Origin of the sequence: Mucilaginibacter sp., from assembly GCF_035492695.1 — a bacterium.
Classification (GTDB): domain Bacteria; phylum Bacteroidota; class Bacteroidia; order Sphingobacteriales; family Sphingobacteriaceae; genus Mucilaginibacter.
The window spans coordinates 39,393-56,415 of sequence record NZ_DATJJC010000003.1 but is presented as its reverse complement, the minus strand read 5'-3'; the positions used below and the strand labels follow the sequence as shown (position 1 = coordinate 56,415).

At 45.6% G+C, this 17,023-nt stretch carries 19 protein-coding genes; 10 read left to right on the top strand and 9 right to left on the bottom strand.

The window, feature by feature from the left end:
- Positions 1 to 84 precede the first annotated feature (84 nt).
- Positions 85 to 687: a GIN domain-containing protein gene (locus tag VL525_RS00785; RefSeq protein ID WP_325382280.1), complete on the bottom strand. Its 603-nt coding sequence runs from the start codon at positions 685 to 687 to the stop codon at positions 85 to 87.
- A gap of 256 nt (positions 688 to 943) precedes the next feature.
- Between VL525_RS00785 and VL525_RS00780 the strand changes: the two genes are divergently transcribed.
- The 6 genes from VL525_RS00780 (at position 944) to VL525_RS00755 (ending at position 6,225) form a co-directional block, all read left to right on the top strand.
- Positions 944 to 1,861 carry a DUF72 domain-containing protein gene (locus VL525_RS00780; protein WP_325382278.1) on the top strand — a complete coding sequence of 306 codons (918 nt, stop codon included), beginning with the start codon at positions 944 to 946 and terminating at the stop codon, positions 1,859 to 1,861.
- 60 nt (positions 1,862 to 1,921) lie between these two features.
- The gene (locus VL525_RS00775) at positions 1,922 to 2,968 is read left to right on the top strand and encodes a hypothetical protein (RefSeq protein ID WP_325382276.1); all 1,047 of its coding nucleotides are present in this window, start codon (positions 1,922 to 1,924) and stop codon (positions 2,966 to 2,968) included.
- Positions 2,969 to 3,064: 96 nt separating this feature from the next.
- Positions 3,065 to 3,349, top strand: coding sequence for an autorepressor SdpR family transcription factor (locus VL525_RS00770; protein ID WP_325382274.1), 285 nt, complete (start codon positions 3,065 to 3,067; stop codon positions 3,347 to 3,349).
- Positions 3,336 to 4,007: an SdpI family protein gene (locus VL525_RS00765; protein ID WP_325382272.1), complete on the top strand. Its 672-nt coding sequence runs from the start codon at positions 3,336 to 3,338 to the stop codon at positions 4,005 to 4,007. Before VL525_RS00770 ends, VL525_RS00765 begins: the two co-directional genes overlap by 14 nt.
- Before the next feature lie 50 nt (positions 4,008 to 4,057).
- Complete coding sequence (gene bla / locus VL525_RS00760; protein ID WP_325382270.1) at positions 4,058 to 4,945, top strand: class A beta-lactamase, subclass A2; 888 nt, start codon at positions 4,058 to 4,060, stop codon at positions 4,943 to 4,945.
- Between the two features lie 68 nt (positions 4,946 to 5,013).
- Entirely contained in the window at positions 5,014 to 6,225 is a 1,212-nt protein-coding gene (locus VL525_RS00755) for an MFS transporter (protein WP_325382268.1), read from the top strand.
- A gap of 83 nt (positions 6,226 to 6,308) precedes the next feature.
- On the opposite strand, the gene VL525_RS00750 is transcribed toward VL525_RS00755, so the two are convergent.
- Entirely contained in the window at positions 6,309 to 7,007 is a 699-nt protein-coding gene (locus tag VL525_RS00750) for a class I SAM-dependent methyltransferase (protein ID WP_325382266.1), read from the bottom strand.
- A gap of 49 nt (positions 7,008 to 7,056) precedes the next feature.
- Positions 7,057 to 7,560, bottom strand: coding sequence for a hypothetical protein (locus tag VL525_RS00745; protein ID WP_325382264.1), 504 nt, complete (start codon positions 7,558 to 7,560; stop codon positions 7,057 to 7,059).
- A 99-nt stretch (positions 7,561 to 7,659) separates the two neighbouring features.
- Here VL525_RS00745 and VL525_RS00740 point away from each other — a divergent pair, with 99 nt between their 5' ends.
- Positions 7,660 to 9,537, top strand: coding sequence for a CocE/NonD family hydrolase (locus VL525_RS00740; RefSeq protein ID WP_325382262.1), 1,878 nt, complete (start codon positions 7,660 to 7,662; stop codon positions 9,535 to 9,537).
- 39 nt (positions 9,538 to 9,576) lie between these two features.
- Here the strand turns inward: VL525_RS00740 and VL525_RS00735 are convergent, their stop codons facing one another.
- Together VL525_RS00735 and VL525_RS00730 are read right to left on the bottom strand one after the other, a co-directional pair.
- The gene (locus VL525_RS00735; RefSeq protein ID WP_325382260.1) at positions 9,577 to 9,876 is read right to left on the bottom strand and encodes an antibiotic biosynthesis monooxygenase; all 300 of its coding nucleotides are present in this window, start codon (positions 9,874 to 9,876) and stop codon (positions 9,577 to 9,579) included.
- A 1-nt stretch (position 9,877) separates the two neighbouring features.
- A complete protein-coding gene (locus tag VL525_RS00730; protein WP_325382258.1) occupies positions 9,878 to 11,419 on the bottom strand; it encodes a GDSL-type esterase/lipase family protein in 1,542 nt (513 codons plus the stop codon).
- Between the two features lie 184 nt (positions 11,420 to 11,603).
- Between VL525_RS00730 and VL525_RS00725 the strand changes: the two genes are divergently transcribed.
- On the top strand, positions 11,604 to 12,098 hold the full coding sequence (locus VL525_RS00725) for a hypothetical protein (RefSeq protein WP_325382256.1): 495 nt from the start codon (positions 11,604 to 11,606) through the stop codon (positions 12,096 to 12,098).
- Position 12,099: 1 nt separating this feature from the next.
- On the opposite strand, the gene VL525_RS00720 is transcribed toward VL525_RS00725, so the two are convergent.
- The 3 genes from VL525_RS00720 to VL525_RS00710 form a co-directional block, all read right to left on the bottom strand.
- Positions 12,100 to 12,861 carry an MBL fold metallo-hydrolase gene (locus VL525_RS00720; RefSeq protein WP_325382254.1) on the bottom strand — a complete coding sequence of 254 codons (762 nt, stop codon included), beginning with the start codon at positions 12,859 to 12,861 and terminating at the stop codon, positions 12,100 to 12,102.
- The gene (locus VL525_RS00715) at positions 12,858 to 13,130 is read right to left on the bottom strand and encodes a hypothetical protein (RefSeq protein WP_147032209.1); all 273 of its coding nucleotides are present in this window, start codon (positions 13,128 to 13,130) and stop codon (positions 12,858 to 12,860) included. The genes VL525_RS00720 and VL525_RS00715 overlap by 4 nt, the downstream gene beginning before the upstream one ends.
- Before the next feature lie 345 nt (positions 13,131 to 13,475).
- Entirely contained in the window at positions 13,476 to 14,285 is an 810-nt protein-coding gene (locus VL525_RS00710; RefSeq protein WP_325382251.1) for an SDR family NAD(P)-dependent oxidoreductase, read from the bottom strand.
- Between the two features lie 119 nt (positions 14,286 to 14,404).
- Between VL525_RS00710 and VL525_RS00705 the strand changes: the two genes are divergently transcribed.
- Together VL525_RS00705 and VL525_RS00700 are read left to right on the top strand one after the other, a co-directional pair.
- The gene (locus tag VL525_RS00705) at positions 14,405 to 15,466 is read left to right on the top strand and encodes a polysaccharide deacetylase family protein (RefSeq protein WP_325382249.1); all 1,062 of its coding nucleotides are present in this window, start codon (positions 14,405 to 14,407) and stop codon (positions 15,464 to 15,466) included.
- 168 nt (positions 15,467 to 15,634) lie between these two features.
- A complete protein-coding gene (locus VL525_RS00700; protein WP_325382247.1) occupies positions 15,635 to 16,114 on the top strand; it encodes a hypothetical protein in 480 nt (159 codons plus the stop codon).
- Positions 16,115 to 16,278: 164 nt separating this feature from the next.
- On the opposite strand, the gene VL525_RS00695 is transcribed toward VL525_RS00700, so the two are convergent.
- Positions 16,279 to 16,959 (bottom strand): outer membrane lipoprotein carrier protein LolA, encoded by a 681-nt coding sequence (locus VL525_RS00695; RefSeq protein WP_325382245.1) that lies wholly within the window; start codon positions 16,957 to 16,959, stop codon positions 16,279 to 16,281.
- Positions 16,960 to 17,023 lie beyond the last annotated feature (64 nt).

Here is a 17,023-nt window from a genome sequence, read left to right as displayed (position 1 = left end):
TATTTTTATAAATCAAATAATCATGCAAAAAAAATGGGTACAGAGGTTAAAACTCCATACCCATTGCTTTGAAAGAGAAATGAATTATTGTATAGCTACCAGGCTCTTGTCAGCGTTTAAATAATCTGGGTTCATCTTTTTTACCAAATGTTCGCTGTCAAGCATTGCATAATTCAGCGTAGCCGAATATTCGCAGCGCAGATTGGCATTATAAGCTGAACCTGACAGATCGGCCTTAGCATGACCGTTTAGTTTAAGATCAACTGCAAATACGTCAAGATTTAACTGGGCCGATGCATGATCATATAAGTTTACATCCAGTTCAAGTGCAGACAACTTGCCGAATGATTTCACCACTGCAGCATCATACATCGACAGTTTTTGCAGGTTGACAGCGCTAACCCAAACTACTAGTTTCTGATCCTTGTATGATGCTATGCGCAGCACACCGTCCTGGCCCTGCACCATAGCGCTTTCGGCGTAGTAGTTGTTATAAACTTTTACCTGGTCGGCGGCACCGTAGGATACATAAAGCTCCACGTTGCCGTGCACTTCTATCTTGTTGATGGGACCAACCTGGTTTAAAGTAGTTACTGCTTCTTTATCTGGTGTTGCAGCAGATGCAGCCTGGCTTGCACCCAGCAGAACTGATAAAGCAATTGCGAGAGTTAGTATTGAGGATTTCATTTTATTTAATGTTTTTAATTCTTGTTTTAATTATTGATCGTTTACACCCCTATGCCAAAATTGATACCTGTTTTGTAAAGTACTGATAATCAATAAGAAAAAATTTTACGAAAATGCGCTATTGTTCCGTAAGCGAACACCTGCCGTACACTGGCGGACGATTTTGTATTGCTTTTCCGGAGGTAGCCATCATTTTTTGACGGAAAGTTTTCAGGGGTTCGGTGGTAAATATTAACTTGCTTCAAAATTATCTGACATGGAATTTGGCCGCGTTGACCCCCACGAATTAGCATTGATCGATTTCACTCTTCCGGCCGACCCGGAGCTTACCGTCAAGACGTTAAAAGCTGCCAAAGGTACTGGTGAACTACAGGTGCATGTGGGCTGCGCCAAATGGGGAAGAAAGGAGTGGCTTGGAAAGATATATCCCCCTAAGACCAAAGAAGCAAATTTCCTGGACGAATACGTAAAGCATTTCGACTGCATTGAATTGAATGCCACCTTTTACCAGGTGTACGGGCCGGAAACGATCAATAAATGGAAGGAAAAAGCGGCCGCAAATCCAGGGTTTAAATTTTGCCCGAAGTTTTCTCAATCCATTACACACATCCGCAGGCTAAAAAATGCCGACGAACTGACTACGCAATACTACAACGGCATCATGGCTTTTGGCGACCAGCTTGGGCCGCTGTTTTTGCAGGTAGGCGACAACTATACTCCCAAAAGTTTTCCCGAACTGAAAGCTTATCTGGAACATTTGCCGAAAGATGTGCCGGTATTCGTCGAGGTTCGGCATAAAGAATGGTATGCTGTACCGGAAATACGCGATAATCTATTCAATGCCCTGCACGAATTAAACATTGGCGCAGTAATAACCGACGCCGCCGGTCGCCGGGATTGCGTACACATGGAGCTGCCAACACCGCACGCCTTTATCCGCTTTGTGGGTAATAGCCTGGATAAAACCGACTACAAACGTGTGGACGACTGGGTGGCCCGAATTAAAGACTGGAAGGAACAGGGCCTGCAATCGGTATGGTTCTTCATGCACCAGCACGACGAGCGCTATTCGCCCGAGCTTTGCGACTACGTTGTGGATGAGTTGAACAAGGCGTTGGGGCTTAGTTTGCACCGGCCCGAGTTTATCGAAAAAGAAAAAGGAATGTTTGATTAAATTGCATTCGCCTGTTCTTATCCTGATTTTTAGTATATTGATAACCTAAACTTATTACGCATGAAATATTTTTTACTCCTGATTTTTTTGCCCTTATTTTCATTCGGGCAGGTGACCGACCAGGCATTAACGGGTCTTTGGGTCAAAGTAAAGGCCCAGATGAAAGACGGCAGCCGGATCATAGACCATTATGGCTGCGGCATGGATTTCTTAAAGTATAATTTCGGAAACGATGGTTATGTGATCTATAGTAGCGGCGTGCTATTTGAGGGATATAAACTGCCGTATAAACTTAAAGGTGATTCGTTAGTTGCCGGAGGTGCTATCTACAACGTGATAGGTCTTGCAAATGATACTTTGAAGTTATCTCTGTTCGCTCCATTCGGCGTACAGGATAAACAGATCCCTGTATACTATTTTGTAAAGACTATGGAGCATAATGTGCATACGGCGGCAACATTTAATGCTATTTTAAAGGACTCGGTGTACGAGGCTACAAGAGAACTTTTTCCTCAATGCAAAGGAGACCTCAATGGTTGGATGTCCGAGATAAATACCAGGTATGATAAGGGGAGTTTAAAAGCCAGCTTTATAGTGGATAAAAAAGGCCGGGTGAAAAATTTCACGGTGTTAAGCCTCGATAGCGTGTCCAGAAGTTTCGCAAAAATAGCTGGAAATGGCATTGGAAATTTAAGCTGGATACCGGCAAAGAAAAATGGTGTGCCGGTAAATTCATTAGTGCTGATTACTTTAAAAACGGGCCGGCGCCCCTACCCCGGGTTAGGCGAGATGAATACGATGAGTATCGAATATCCCTTTATTTCCCCCGCGCCTTACGGCAAACTGTCTGAAGAGGAAGTGGAAGCTGTACGCCAAACTACAGATGAAGCCATTAAGCAATCAAACAACCGTAATTATGATAAGGCTCTGGAACTGCTCGATCAATGCCTCCAGGTAGATAATATAAATTTGAATGCGTATTATCTGAAAGCTTTTATTCATACTAACCTGGGTAAAAAGAAAGAGGCCTGTGCTGACTGGAGCATACTCGCCGGCCTGGGACAGGTGGAGGCTATTCAAAATCTCGCGAAATTTTGCAAGAATTAAGATAATATTCTATTGATAATCAACTCAATCATAAAATTGAGTTGTTTTTGTAACAAAGTATTTAGACATTTGTCTAAATATATAAATAGTCGAGAGTTGAATATATTATTTAAAGCATTGAACGACCAAACCCGCAGGGACATACTGGAACTGCTGAAGGACAAGGATATGACGGCAGGCGATATAGCCGATCAGTTCAACATATCCAAGCCCAGCATATCGCATCACCTCGACCTGCTGCGGCAGGCGGGCCTGGTGGTATCGGTAAAGGAAGGCCAGTTTATTTATTACTCGATAAACACCACAGTAATGGACGAAATGCTGAAATGGATAATGCAATTTAAATCACCACAAAAAGATAAAAACAATGAAAAGATTTAACAAAATGGACGTGGCTGCGCTGGTAATATGGCTGTTGCCATTGGCTTACCTGCTCTATGTTTTTCCAACCTTGCCGGAAACGGTGCCGGTCCATTTCGGGATCAAGGGCACACCCGACAGGTATGGCAGTAAAAATGAATTCCTGATCGGTCCGCTTATATTGATGGGCATGTCATGCCTGGTTTATTTTTTGTTCAAGTTCCTTCCGGCCATCGACCCCAAAAAGCTGGTAAAATATGGCGATGCAACTTTTCAAAAGATCGGTTTAGGTATCGTATTGCTGATGGCCGTTCTGTCCATCGGGATCACCCTGGCAACTATCGACAAAACCTTCAGGGTTGATAAAGTAATCTTGCCGGCGGTCGGTTTGTTCTTTGCATTCATGGGCAACCTGATGCACAGCATAAAACCCAATTATTTTGCCGGCCTGCGTACCCCCTGGACACTGGAGGACCCTGATAACTGGCGGGCCACCCACCGCCTGGCCGGAAAACTATGGTTTGCAGGGGGGCTGATACTCGCGGTGCTTGTGCTGCTGTTGCCTGTAAAAACCGGGCTTATTGCCTTTATGAGCGTGATGTTCGTTATCGTCATCATACCTGTTGTTTATTCGTACAGGTATTTTAAAAGTCATCATCCAAATAAAACAGGAGAGTAAGAAATTTATTAATTTGCAGGGCGTTAATCATAAAGTTTAACGCCCTTTTTATGCCTAAGATATTTGCCTCCTGCCTGTTGTTTGTAGTTTTATCCTTTAACGCAGTTTATGCCCAGGATAGCGAACTCTTAAACAAAATAAAAACCATCTCTGCCGAATCCAAAGGAATTGTCGGCGTGTCCATTCTCGGGCTTGAAAGCCACGATACCTTAAATTACAATTCGCAGTCGCGGCTGGTCATGCACAGTGTATTTAAGTTTCCGATTGCCATGTGCGTGCTTAACCTGGTAGATAAAGGAAAGTTCAAACTCGATGAAAAGATAAAGGTGGCTAAGCGAGACATGCACCCCAATACCTGGAGCCCCATGCGCGACAAATATCCCGACGGCGCCGAATTGCCTTTGAGTGAGATAATTGGCTACATGGTTTCACAAAGCGATAATACGGCCTGCGACTTTCTGCTGAAAAAAATAGGCGGGCCGAAAGTAGTGGAAGAATATATTCATAGCCTTGGCGTAAAAGGGATCGCGATAAAGGCTTCCGAGGCTGATATGGCCTCGGCCTGGGAAGTGCAATACACCAACTGGGCCAAACCCGCCGACCTGGTACATTTGCTTGATATTTTCTATCACGGAAAAGCCTTATCTAAGGCGAGTAACGATTTTTTGATGCAGGCTATGCTGGCTACCACTACTGGTCCGCACCGGCTCAGGGGGCTGCTTCCTAAAGACGCGGTGGTGGCCCATAAAACCGGCACCTCGCCAACCAATGCCGAAGGATTGTCTCCTGCCACGAACGATATAGGTATAATAACACTCCCTAATGGCAAGCACCTGGCCATAGTAGTGATGGTTTGTAATTCAAAGGCCGATGAAGCCACACGCGACGAGGTTATTGCCAAAATTGCCAAAGCAGCATGGGATACCTATGGGAAATAAGTATCATGGAAATGCCACGTGTTAAATTTTCATTAACCCAATAAAAGTTAACTATTACTTTTACCGGCATGAAAACCGGGTCTGTCACAACCAGCGAGGCGCCTGTTGAGCAAACAGTGTTCCTGATTTTATTCGCGATCAGCTTTTCGCATCTGCTGAACGATATGGTACAATCGCTGATGCCGGCGATATACCCTGTCATCAAGGATAGTTTTCATCTTAATTTCTCGCAGATCGGTATTATTACACTGGTATTTCAACTATCTGCTTCTATACTGCAGCCACTGGTTGGGATGTACACCGACAAGAAATCACATGCCTATTCCTTGCCCTTAGGTATGGGTTTAACGTTGATCGGCTTATTGTGTTTATCGCAGGCGCCGTCTTACGCTATGATACTAGTTTCTGTGATGCTGATAGGTATGGGTTCGTCCATATTCCACCCCGAATCGTCACGGGTAGCTTACCTGGCATCCGGCGGCAGGCGCGGACTGGCACAGTCGATCTTTCAGTTGGGTGGAAACGCAGGCAGCGCTCTGGGCCCCTTACTGGCAGCCTGGATCATCGTTCCGCAGGGGCAAAAAAGTATTTCCTGGTTTGGCATCGGGGCTTTGCTGGCTATCGTTATCTTATTTAAAGTAGGCGGCTGGTATAAAAAACAAATGCTGACCAGGCTCGCCACGCGCAAACATGCCGGTACGGGTCATCCTGAATTCCCTCGTAAAAAGGTTATATTCTCCATGTTCATCCTGCTGGTACTCATTTTTTCTAAATTTGTTTACCTCGCCAGTATCAGCAGTTATTATACCTTTTACCTCATCGGCAAGTTCCACCTTTCTGTACAGCATTCGCAATATTTTCTGTTCATGTTCCTGCTGGCCGTAGCCGTGGGTACCATAACCGGCGGGCACCTGGGCGATAAGTTCGGGCGAAAATATATTATCTGGATATCGATCCTCGGCGCGGCGCCGTTTACCTTGCTGCTGCCTTATGCTAATCTGTTCTGGACGGGTGCACTCTCCGTTATCATTGGTCTCATCATTTCCTCGGCTTTCTCTGCCATCCTGGTCTACGGTCAGGAATTGATACCGGGCAAGGTGGGCCTGGTGGCCGGCTTGTTTTTCGGGCTTGCATTTGGCATGGGCGGCTTGGGCTCAGCCCTGTTAGGCAGCCTTGCCGATCATACCAGCATCAATTACGTGTTTAAAGTGTGTGCGTTCCTGCCGCTTATCGGCGTATTAACAGGGTTTTTGCCGAATATAGAGGCGAAGAAGAAATAGAAGTCGGAAAGTCCGGAAGTCCGCACAAGTCCGAAAGCAATAATTTCCTGCCATGAACTATTATCCATCAACCATTAGCCAAACTAAATCACCGCCGTTTCCACATCCTCGTCCTTAAAGCCGCCGAACACTACAAAGTTCATGTTTTTGTAAATGCAATCCACGTCGTTAAAACCGGCTTTTGCAAGCATCTGTAATTGGGTTTCCAGGGGCGCCAGCTTATCCAGTTTGGTACGTTCAAAAGCCTGTACTATTGCTTCATGGTCAAGCCCCGAATGCGTCACCGTTTCGCGCCAGTTGTATTTATACAGGCTGTCGAACAGTTGGTTGCGGCCGGCTACCTGGTCGGCGTTAATGAACAGGCCGCCGTCGTTCAATGCTTGGTAAATGTTTTTATAAAGTTTCGCCTTATCAGCATCTTCCAAATGGTGGATGGCCAGGCCCGAAATGATCAGGTCGTACTTGCCGGGCAATGGTTCTTTGCCAAAGTCCAGCTCAATGTAGTCAAAATTGCTTCGTCCTTCAAACCGCTCTTTGGCCACGTCCAGCATCTTGCCCGAAACGTCGAGCAGGGTGTATTTCAGGTCGGGTTTTTCGCTGTAAATAAATTGCGAGAACAGGCCAGTGCCGGCGCCTATGTCCAAAACGGTTTTGGCATGGGTCAGGCTTTTTACCAGCGGCATGCAGGCAGTGTAAAAGTCGTTAAAGCAGGGGATCAAAAATTCCCGCTGCGAATCGTATTGCTTTGAAACGTTTCCGAATTGTTCTTTGATATCGCTCATAGGCCTTGGTTGTTTGATAAATTAACAATTCGAACTTAAAAAGGTTCGTTTACTGTATCGAGGGCTGGGTAGGTTCCGGTATCACCAGCTTTTTATTAAAGTTCGGGAATAACTGAGGGATTTTACTATAGGTGCCCCGGTTAATATCAAGAAAATACCAAAACTTCCCGCCGTCCTTTGTAACCGCCAGCAAATAACTGTTGTTAACTATACGGCTGTTAGGCGACTTAAGCGCTATCCTTTGCGGGATAAGGCAATGGATCTCGGTACCCGCTTTGTAAAACTTGCCAGGCGAGCCAACCGTAGCATCGGCGAAGGAAAATCCCTGGGCATTCATCTGCTCCAAACCTTGCTTAATGGTAGCTATCATTTTCTCTTTCCCGCCCATTTGTGCAACTATTTTTGGATAGGTATGGTCAGCTAAGGTGCTATAATCACCCTTTAGCAGTGCGTCAGCAACAGCCTGCGCCTGGTGTTTTAATCTTACCGTATCCTGCGCAAATGAGGCTAAAGGAATAAAAAGAATAATAACAGTCTTAATAAAAAATTTCATCACGCAATTTAAAAGCTTTACCCGATAATTCAAGCGCGAAGGTGGCTATTTTCAATCACCGTTAAAATTCCACATCTTTAAAATTATTAACCGATCATCATGAGAAAGACCTGTCTCTTCGCCCTGTTGTTATTGCCCTTTTTTGTCAGCGCCCAAAATGCTGATTCTGTTTGGTTTGTCAGCCATTACACCAAAAAGGAAGTTACCATACCCATGCGCGATGGTATAAAGCTTTTTACTTCCATTTATTTGCCGAATGATAAGGCAGAAAAGCACCCGATTTTAATGGAGCGTACCCCATATAGTTGCCGGCCCTATGGTTCAGACTACCTTCCCTTTTGGAGAACTCATTTAATGCAATATTGCAAAGAACAGTATATCATGGTGATACAGGACGTACGGGGCCGTTGGATGAGTGAAGGCGAATTTGTGGATGTGCGGCCCTTTAACCCAAATAAAAAAACGAAGCAGGATATTGACGAGTCCACTGATGCGTATGATACGATTGACTGGATGATAAAGAACCTGGAAAATAATAATGGAAACGTGGGTGTTTTAGGTACTTCGTACCCGGGATTTTATTCCAATATGGCCTCGCTAAGTGGGCACCCTGCATTGAAAGCGGTTAGCCCGCAGGCACCTGTTACCGATTGGTTTGTGGGTGATGACTTTCATCATAACGGTGCATTTTTCCAGATGGATGCCTTTGACTTTTATTTTGGCGGCGGCTTCGGTCAACCGCATCCCAAACCGACACCCCTCCCCGCCAAAAAATATGATTACCCGGTACATGATAACTATGAATTCTATTTGCGTGCCGGTGCTTTGCAAAATTTGACCAAATTGGTTGGCGACAGCATCAAATTCTGGAATGAAATGATGAACCATCCAAACCGCGATGCCTGGTGGCAGGCACGCAACGCCAGGGTAGGGGTAAAGGATGTGAAACCGGCAATACTAATAGTAGGCGGCGAGTTTGATGCGGAAGACTGTTTTGGCGCATGGAACCTGTACCAGGCGCTGGTAAAACAAAGCCCCGCCACAAATAGCCGGCTGGTGATGGGCCCCTGGTATCACGGACAGTGGGAGAATAACGACGGGACGCACCATGGAAATATTCAATTCGGCAGCAATACCAGCGAATGGTATGCCAATAACATCGAGGTGCCGTTCTTTAACTACTACCTGGAAGGTAAAGGCTCGGTAGACAGCATTACGAAAGCTACTATTTATTTTACCGGAGAAAACAAATGGCATCGCCTGCCGCAATGGCCACCTGCGGATATGACCCCGACACCGGTTTACCTGGAACCAAAAGGCGATTTGTCTTTCAGCATGATGGGGAATGAAAAGACTTCGTCTGACAGTTATATCAGTGACCCCGCCAAACCTGTACCGTATGATGAAGGCGTACATTTTAACCGCACACGTACTTACATGTCCGACGATCAGCGTTTTGCTTCGCGAAGGACCGATGTGTTAAGCTATCAAACTGACATTCTGAATAAGGATGTTACGTTGGGCGGCCCGGTTGTCGCCGACCTGGTGGTAAGCCTGTCCAATACCGATGCCGATTTTGTGGTTAAGCTGATAGATGTTTACCCGGATAGCGGGTCGTACAACGATGTTAATATTTATGCCGAGGAAGACCAGAAAGGTCCGTACCCGATGGGTGGTTACCAGATGCTGGTGAGGGCGGAGATCATGCGGGGCAAATTCAGGAACAGTTACGAAAAGCCGGAACCATTTGTGCCCGGTAAGCAAACCGAAGTTAAATATACCCTGCCCGATGTGGCGCATACCTTCAAAAAAGGACACCGCATCATGATACAGATTCAAAGCAGCTGGTTCCCTTTAGTCGATCGTAACCCGCAGCAATTTATGGACATCTATCATGCAAAAGATTCGGACTTTGTGAAAGAGACCATCAATATTTATCATGACCAGTCGAAGATCATTTTGCCGGTGCTGAAATAAGACACGATTTCGGGATTTAAGGGATTCGCAAGGAATTTGTCAAACATAAATGTCATAGTGACTTACAGATGGGTCAAAACTAATCATCATGTCCTGTGCAATTTTCGGTACTACAGCAGTTTCAAATGACTCACCGGCGAATTGTTTGATGGCGTCAATGCTCTCCCATTCGGTAATGATCAGGAATTCAACGCCTCTTTCTATGTTGCGCCTCAGAATGGACGCCTTTGAAAATCCCTTTATCTCTGATAGTTTTTTAAATGTATCGTCTTGCAAATGGGCGATATAATCGTCGACCCGTTCTTTTTTAACAATACCTTTCCAATGTCGCGCTATCATATTACTGCTTCCTTTTGAGCGCCTCAGCAATCGCTTTTTCTGCCAATGGTTCCATTACACGGTAGCCTTCCAAAGTAGGGTGTACGCCATCGTTTGATAGATTTTTTGGCAGGCCTTTTTCCGCGTCTACCATTTTTGAATAATAATCCAGGTAAACCACCCCATTTTTATCGGCATAACTTTTCAGCATTTTGTTAAGGGCGATAACCTTTTCCGTTGGGATGATCGATGGCCTCCAGGGGAAATGATTGGATGGCAAAACAGACGAGATAACCACCTTTATCCCTGCTTTACGCGCAAGTTGTGTCATGGATACTATATTGCCAAAAACATTTTCAAGTTTATTTGGGCCGGTATTTTCAGCAATGTCATTAATGCCAGCCAGTATAACCACCACCGATGGCTTAAGTTCGATCACGTCCTCGCGGAAACGCACCAGCATCTGCGGCGTAGTTTGCCCGCTGATGCCGCGGTCGTAATAAGGTTTCCCTGCAAAAAAGGCCGAATCGGACCTGATCCATGCGTCGGTAATAGAGTTACCCATAAACACCACACGCTTTTCGTTAGGTGCGGGCGGCGGTACCTTGCTGTTGTCACCTGCGTATCTTCTCAGGCCGGCCCAGTCGGGCTGGCTTTCAATCCTGCGGGCTTCTGCAACCTGCGGATCAAGGGGCGCTAAAAGGCCCTCCAATCCAAGCCAATCATAAAAGCGGTCTATCCAGTTGTCGGTAGGTATGCCCTGGTGCTTCATCCCGAAACCATGGTTCCCTTTGGCATACAGGTGCAGTTCGGCCGAGTGTTTGGATGCCAGCCATTTACTGTACAGGTCGACACTATGCGGCGCCAGGCCAAAACCATCGTCACTTGCGGCGGCTAAAAACAGGGGAGGGGCATCGGCAGGTATGGTTCCCTGCAATTCCGGCGGCATATATGCATAGATGGGGGCTACGTAATCGGGTTTGTTTTCGGGTGTATAATTGTAGGCGCTTGATGCTGCCATCGTTCCGCCTGCAGAGAAGCCGATGATCACAATGCGGTCCGGCGAAACCCCATACTCAGCAGCGTGCTGCCGAACATAAGCTATAGCGGCACGGGTATCAGCAATGGCAAGTGGGATAACTTTTTTTGCATCTTCCTGCATTTGCTTTACCGGTTTGGTACGCTGTTCCTCGGTAGGGTCGCTCGTCAGCGTGTGCATGACGCGATACTTCAGTACGAATGCTGTCAGGCCTCTCCATCTTAGCCAATCGGCTACATCGGTACCTTCGTTTTTAATAGATAAGGCCTGGAAACCACCGCCCGGGCAAACGATAACCGCTGTGCCGACGTTGTTGTTTTTCCACGGTTGGAACACAGTGAGCGATGGATGGGTGACATTGTAAACCACCGGCGTATGCCATAAGTTACTGTCGAGCTGTTTTTCTTCCCAGTTCCAGCTTTCCGAGCCGGGGGCAGCGCCGTTGTATAGTTGAATTACCTTTTGCTGTGCATGGACGGCGAATACCGCGAATGCGAATAATGCTGTCAATAATTTCTTCTTCATAATTAAGTTGATGGCAGATATGGTCACAATATCAGATTTTTTAATAGGCTTGTCAAAGTATAATTCGTCATTTAAACGCTGCTATTGTAAAAATTATGTTCATATACTGATTTTCAGGGCGTTTGTAATCCATTGATAAAATATCCGGCGGTGAATTTCGTATAGCTGTCTAAACATGTTTGTTATGGCGTTACCCCAACCACAACAATATCCCTTTCGTTCAATGCGCACCAGGATATTGCCCTTGCTCTTTGTTGTTACAGCTATCGGGCTGCAATCCTGCAGTCATAAAAGGCAGGTATTTATTAGCGAATGCGATGATGGCGTCGCTTTCAAGAAAGTAAGTTTCAGCAAACTGATGGACAGTATCGAAAATTACGACCAGCAATACATCGAAGTTTCGGGCAAATACGAAGAAGGGAAGGAACTGTCCGCCTTATTCAATGACCAAACATTGATCAATACTACAGCAGGCAACGCACTCTGGGTGAATTTTAACCCTGACTGCCCCTTGTATCTTGCCGGTACGCACCATGGGCTTTTTGAGTATAACGACGGGCAATTTACCCGGTTGAACAATAAATCGATAGTTATCCGCGGAAGAGTTGACGTTCGCAATAAAGGCAGTCACCAACGTTGTAAAGCGACAATTGACAGGGTAAGTTTGGTAAGCCTGTAAGTTACACTTCCAGCACCAGGCCGTCGTAAGCCAGGGTGATGTTTTTTGGAAGTAATCCGAGGATAGACTCATGTCGCCCCAACCGGTGACTGATGTGTGTGAAATAGGTCTTTTCGGCGCCGATCTCTTTGGCGAAAGCGATAGCTTCGACAAATGTGAAATGGGAAATATGCTTCTCTATCTGCAACGCGTTGATGACCAATATTTTTGTCCCCTTTATTTTTTGTTTTTCGGCTTCTGAGATAGTTTTGGCGTCGGTGATATAAGTAAAATCGCCAATGCGGAAACCCAGTACAGGCAGTTTGTAGTGCATCACCTCTATAGGCCTGAACTGGATATCACCTATCGAAAATGGTTTCAGGTCGATGGTTTTAAGGTTCACTTCCGGTATGCCCGGGTATTTCATTTCGGCAAAAACATAGGAAAACTCGCGCTTCAGCGCTTCCTGCACACGTGTGGTGGCGTAGACATCAATGGCCGATTCCTGGCGATAGTTGAAAGCGCGAATATCGTCCATACCGGCGATATGGTCCTTATGTTCGTGCGTAAAAACAATGGCGTCCAGGTGCCTCACTTTTGCCCGCAGCATCTGGTAGCGGAAGTCGGGTCCCGAATCGATCACGATCACCTTTCCTTGGGCCTCGACCATAATTGACGACCGCAGCCGCTTGTCGCGCGGATCGGGCGAGGTACACACCTCGCAATTGCAGGCTATAACAGGTACACCCTGCGAAGTTCCGGTTCCTAAAAAAGTAATGGTCACAGTTGCAGCCGGGTTTGTTTTATTTGTTGAACGAAGGTTATCTGTTTATCGTCGAGCAGGTCGTAATCAAGGTCCAGTTCGCGCACCAGCTCAACAATGGCGTGTATCTTGCTTTCGAGGTTGGAGAATTTGTTGACTACAATAACCTTGCTGCTCAGCAACATGCACGCGCCGGTTTTAAAGTTGCCTTTCTCGTACCGCACTTTATACCCTGCGCTGCGGAGTAAGATTTCCAGTTTTTCAAGCGTATGGGTAGTTAGCGTAAGCATGTGTCCCAAAAATAGCAAGAATAGATTTGAGATGTGAGATTCGGGGCGTTAGTTTTTAAAATATTTTGAATTTATGAAGTGCGGATGTTTTATTTTCGGTACACTACTTAGCGCCGCGGTCAGCAATGGACTCACCCCGACATCGCTAAGCCGCTTGTCGGCTCTTTCTCCGCCTTTGATGTAAAGAGGGCTGTAAAACAAGTAACCAACCGTTTTTAGCTATTGATCAGCAAGTAAAGACGGAGCTCTTCGGTTCAGAAACAACCCTCTTTGCTGCCTGCAGCAGAGAGGGTCGGCGAGCGAAGCAATGCCGGGGTGAGTCGGCACGGTGAGAGGTTAGACGCGTTATTTTTTTTCGGCCTTATCCAGCGATTTCCTGTATACTCCGCTCATTTGCTTCATTACAAATCCTTTCGGTAAAAATTTGATAAAAAAGCCGCCAACACGGTTCATAAAGCCAGGGATATGTACCAGTTTCCGTTTAACAAATGCATCTATCCCTTCTTTAGCGGCCTGGTCCACAGGCATCAGCCAGCTTTTCAGATCATTGAATTTTTCGCCTGCGGTCATTTCGGTAACAATGCCGCCGGGAGTATATACCGTAATGGAGAAATTTCGATTTTTCAATTCGTGCGATAGTGCAGTGGCGAAACTCAAAATGAATGCTTTGGTGCCCGAATATGCAGCCTGGTAAGGCACCGGGAATATCGCCGCCATGCTGGATACGATGAGGATGCCGCCTTCTTTGCCGGTTTTTTCAAACTCGAAAGTTAGCCGGTTGGTCATCCTTGCTACAGCATTTACGTTGGTTTGCAGCATTGTTTGGAAGTCGTCCCAGCCCAGTTCCTCGTGCCTGCCAAAATAGGTTATCCCGGCGTTAAGGATAGCGCCGTAAAGGTCGCCGCTTTTCAAAATTTCATCCAGCGCATGGTCAACATCTTCCAATTTGGAAAGATCGGCTGTTATCACTTTAACTTTGACACTGGCTTGCGTTTCCAATTCGGCTTTTAACTGTGCGAGCTTATCTTTCCTTCGCGCCAGCAAAATAAGGTTAGCGCCATGGCGGTTTGCCAGTTGCCGCGCTATTTCCTCGCCAAGCCCGGACGATGCGCCGGTAACTAATATCCATTTATCTTTGAATTGCAGTCTGCTCATGAACGGGATAAAGCTAAAGAAATTTGTGTGATTTGCCTCAACCTATATCTCCTCCCAAAGGAGGCGGACTATAATTTCCCGACTCAAAAGCTTATATTTATTTCCCAATTATAACCTTTATGAAAAAGCTTCTCCTTACCCTGTTGCTCTTAACAACCGGTATCTACACCTTTGCGCAGGAAGCCAAAACCTATGCCGAAAAGCTTGGCTGGCCCAAGGGTGCTAAAGTATTGATACTGCACGTGGACGATGCCGGCATGTCGCACGATTCAAACGATGGTGTCGAACAAGCAACCGGAAAGGGCGTAGCTACCTCTACCAGTGTGATGATGCCCTGTCCCTGGGTGCCTGAGATAGTGAAATATATTAAGGAACACCCCGATCTGGATGCCGGCCTTCACCTGACGCTTACATCCGAGTGGGAGAATTACCGCTGGGGGCCATTGGCAGGCAAAGCGGCTGTACCCGGCCTTGTTGATAAACAGGGAAGCTTCTATCCTGCGGTGGCGGCGGTTTACTTTAGTGCATCGGGCGACGAGGTGGATAAGGAGATACGCGCCCAATTGGATCGTGCGCTGTCCATGGGTTTTAAACCCACACATCTCGATTCGCACATGGGGACACTATTTGCGAAAAAAGCCTTTATGGAAAAGTACATCCGGTTGGGAATTGAAACACAGATTCCGGTGATGTTCCCCGGCGGAGATGACACTTTTTACAAAGCCGAGGCCAAAGCTGCGGTGGTAGCTGATATGAAGAAAAAAGGAACATACAAAGAAGGTATGACCATACCAGACCCGGCAGAACTTGCCGGGGCCAAAGATATTGGCGCCATGATATGGAAGAACGGCCTGCCCGTGCTCGACGATCTGCACAATTCGAGCTACGACTGGCAAATGCCGGATATTGACCATAAAACCGATGCCGAGATACAAAAATGGTACACCGATCATTATATCGAAAGCATAGGCCGGCTTAGTCCGGGCCTGACAATGGTGATCATGCACTGCACCAACCCGTCGCCTAACTTCCAGTATATTTGCAAAGAAAGCAAAAAACGAAAAGGCGACCTGATGGCTATGCTCGACCCCCGCTTAAGGACGTTTTTGAAAAAGAACGGTTATATTCTTACCACCTGGCGAGAGGTGATGGAAAGAAGGCAAAAGGCCGGGAATGAATAAAAGAAATTATTTTATTAATTCCTTTGTAGCATAAAGCCAATAATAGCCGTAATGTATGATATATCATTATCACCCGTCCAAATTTGACTGTTTCCGGGTGATAATATTTTAATAAATATCAAAATAGAAACTACATTTATACGTTTACAATTATTTAATAACCAAATTATGAAAACTTTACTCTTAACAGTTGCCATTGCTCTTATCACAATAACTATTTTTTCCTGTGGGAAGACGTCGGTTACACCTACTACACCTGTAAAGGTGGATACCAGTACCACACTTGTTGGCAGCACCTTAATAGTTGGTAACTGGAACCTGAAGAAGGACTCCGTTTTTTTAAATGGGGCCAGTAATGTTTACACGGGTGTGGATGGCGATCATTTTAAGTTCACAAAATACAGTAACCTGTATATCCACATAACATCGGGTAATCTTGTCGATACAGCGATATATACGCTTTCATCCCTCAATTTGCAGGTTTCATGGACGAATTTGTACTATAGCCAAAATGGTAATGTGGTAACCGGCCAAAGTAATTCATACCCATTCATCGTTACAACTATTGATGATAATAACCTGGTTCTTACATCAAATGTGAGTACCCCTGCCGGACAACGTTATGAGCGGCTGACTTTTACGAAGTAAGCCGGCATCCGTTAAATTTATCCCGCAACCGAATATTTTATTGCTGACCAATGCGTCAGTTTTTGAAAATTAAATATTTAGTTGTGGGATATGTTTTTTAATTTCGTTCAGGATCAGATCTAAATCTTATCTTCTCTCCTCAGCAAGGCTAACTTATCCCTGGTTCATCGCAGATCCACTACTTCCACACCCGGATGATCTTTTTTGTCAAAGGTAAATGTGCTTTCGGGCGTTTTTGGTTCGGATGTGAGGCTGCGGATAGTATAAGTATAGCGGCTGCCATTCTTATCGAATATCAAAGCGCTGTATATGGCTTTTTTGGTCTTGTCAATCGTCAGGCGTACTTTAAAAAATTGCTTTTTCGAGTCATCCGGCGTCAGATCAATTATTTGACATAATTTGCCGTCTATTTTTTCGTCGCCATTATAAACGTATTTGTAACCGTGTTCATAAATGGTGAATATCTGGGCAGGGTTCAGGTTATCGTCGCTATGGTCCACATCGTTCAATTCCACTTCTTTATCCTTTTTATTGTAGGTCCATTGGCTTTTGCCATCGCTGATAATTTCCTGTACTACGGTAGCTTTTTTTTCCTTTGGGTCGTAAATGGTCACTTTAAACTTATTGGCTTTAGGTTGCGATATCAGCGTCCCCGTTTGGGTATCATTCATCTGCGCCTGCGGGTCTTCCAGGGAAAAGGTAAAATCAGCCTTAATAATGTTATACCTGCTGTATTTTTTGCTAACCGCGCTTAATATCTTTTTTGCTTCCGCGTCTTTTTGGGCAAACGCGATGTTTAAGGTTAACAAAATTGCCAGGGTAGATGCAAATATTTTCTTCGTCATAATTATTGGTCATTAGTCAATGGTCAACTATAGTTCAGACCGCGACTGGTGAACAGGGTTTAAT

Coding starts and splice junctions, on each gene's coding strand:
- VL525_RS00785 (WP_325382280.1), bottom strand. CDS start 687: ATGAAATCCTCAATACTAACTCTCGCAATTGCTTTATCAGTTCTGCTG.
- VL525_RS00780 (WP_325382278.1), top strand. CDS start 944: ATGGAATTTGGCCGCGTTGACCCCCACGAATTAGCATTGATCGATTTC.
- VL525_RS00775 (WP_325382276.1), top strand. CDS start 1,922: ATGAAATATTTTTTACTCCTGATTTTTTTGCCCTTATTTTCATTCGGG.
- VL525_RS00765 (WP_325382272.1), top strand. CDS start 3,336: ATGAAAAGATTTAACAAAATGGACGTGGCTGCGCTGGTAATATGGCTG.
- bla (WP_325382270.1), top strand. CDS start 4,058: ATGCCTAAGATATTTGCCTCCTGCCTGTTGTTTGTAGTTTTATCCTTT.
- VL525_RS00755 (WP_325382268.1), top strand. CDS start 5,014: ATGAAAACCGGGTCTGTCACAACCAGCGAGGCGCCTGTTGAGCAAACA.
- VL525_RS00750 (WP_325382266.1), bottom strand. CDS start 7,007: ATGAGCGATATCAAAGAACAATTCGGAAACGTTTCAAAGCAATACGAT.
- VL525_RS00745 (WP_325382264.1), bottom strand. CDS start 7,560: ATGAAATTTTTTATTAAGACTGTTATTATTCTTTTTATTCCTTTAGCC.
- VL525_RS00740 (WP_325382262.1), top strand. CDS start 7,660: ATGAGAAAGACCTGTCTCTTCGCCCTGTTGTTATTGCCCTTTTTTGTC.
- VL525_RS00735 (WP_325382260.1), bottom strand. CDS start 9,876: ATGATAGCGCGACATTGGAAAGGTATTGTTAAAAAAGAACGGGTCGAC.
- VL525_RS00730 (WP_325382258.1), bottom strand. CDS start 11,419: ATGAAGAAGAAATTATTGACAGCATTATTCGCATTCGCGGTATTCGCC.
- VL525_RS00725 (WP_325382256.1), top strand. CDS start 11,604: ATGGCGTTACCCCAACCACAACAATATCCCTTTCGTTCAATGCGCACC.
- VL525_RS00715 (WP_147032209.1), bottom strand. CDS start 13,130: ATGCTTACGCTAACTACCCATACGCTTGAAAAACTGGAAATCTTACTC.
- VL525_RS00710 (WP_325382251.1), bottom strand. CDS start 14,285: ATGAGCAGACTGCAATTCAAAGATAAATGGATATTAGTTACCGGCGCA.
- VL525_RS00705 (WP_325382249.1), top strand. CDS start 14,405: ATGAAAAAGCTTCTCCTTACCCTGTTGCTCTTAACAACCGGTATCTAC.
- VL525_RS00700 (WP_325382247.1), top strand. CDS start 15,635: ATGAAAACTTTACTCTTAACAGTTGCCATTGCTCTTATCACAATAACT.
- VL525_RS00695 (WP_325382245.1), bottom strand. CDS start 16,959: ATGACGAAGAAAATATTTGCATCTACCCTGGCAATTTTGTTAACCTTA.